The following is a 1,095-nucleotide window of genomic DNA, read 5'->3' on the forward strand; positions in this document are numbered from 1 at the left end:
CATGGCCGTGTTGAAGCAGGCAGAGGGTGGCGTGCCGGTCTCTGAGCTGTGCCGCGAGCACGGAATGAGCAGCGCAAGTTTTTACAAGTGGCGCGCCAAGTTTGGTGGCATGGACGCATCCTTGATTTCCGAGATGAAGGATATGGCGGAAGAGAACCGTCGTCTGAAGCGCATGTATGCCGAGATGAGCATGCAAAACGACCTGCTGAAGGAAGCGCTTGGAAAAAAGCGTTAAGGCCGTCTCATAGGCGAGAGATGGCCATGAATGCAGTTGCGCAATATGGGGTCAGCATCGCTCTGGCCTGCCGGGCGTTCCAGATCAGCGAGACGTGCTATCGTTACAGCCCTGTTTTGAGCGATGAGAACGAAGAGATTGCGGACTGGCTGGAACGCCTGACTGCCAACAAACGTAGCTGGGGCTTTGGCCTGTGCTTTTTGTATCTGCGCAATGTCCAGGGCTATGGATGGAACCACAAACGTGTCTACCGGATCTACTGCGAGCTTGAGCTGAACCTGCGGATCAAGCCCAAGAAACGGCTGAAGCGCGACAAGCCGGAACCGCTGGCGGTGCCTGACAGGCCCAATGAGACTTGGTCGATGGATTTCATGGCGGATCAGCTTGCGGATGGTCGTTCGATCAGAACCCTGAACGTTCTGGACGACTTCAACCGCGAGGGGTTGTGCATAGAAGTGGACTTCTCGCTGCCTGCAGAGCGGGTCGTGCGCAGTTTGAACCAGATCATTGAATGGCGCGGTCAACCTCAGGCAATTCGCGTCGACAACGGACCCGAATATGTCAGTGGAAAGCTGATGGAGTGGGCCGAGAAACGCAACGTTCGGCTGGAATACATCCAACCCGGCAAGCCACAGCAGAACGCTTACATCGAGCGCTACAACCGCACCGTTCGTGGCGAATGGCTGGGGCAATACATCTTTGAAACCATCGAGGAGGCACAGGACCAGGCAACCGAATGGCTCTGGACTTACAACAACGAGCGACCCAACATGGCCATCGGTGGGGTGACCCCCGCTATGAAGCTGAAAACAGCCGCATGAATTCTACGGCTGGACCCCATTAAAAATGGGGGGATTACC

1 protein-coding gene is annotated in these 1,095 nt (G+C 55.9%); it reads left to right on the forward strand.

The genetic code is table 11. From position 1 onward, the window contains the following. Position 1 precedes the first annotated feature (1 nt). Positions 2-1,056 (forward strand): IS3 family transposase gene (locus FGE21_RS19840; protein ID WP_139665121.1). Its coding sequence is split into 2 segments (ribosomal slippage): positions 2-230 and positions 230-1,056, totalling 1,056 coding nucleotides; the frame shifts between segments, so codons are not numbered across the junction. Positions 1,057-1,095 lie beyond the last annotated feature (39 nt).

This window comes from Phaeobacter sp. B1627 (assembly GCF_006265095.1).
In the GTDB taxonomy this organism is placed as follows: domain Bacteria; phylum Pseudomonadota; class Alphaproteobacteria; order Rhodobacterales; family Rhodobacteraceae; genus Epibacterium.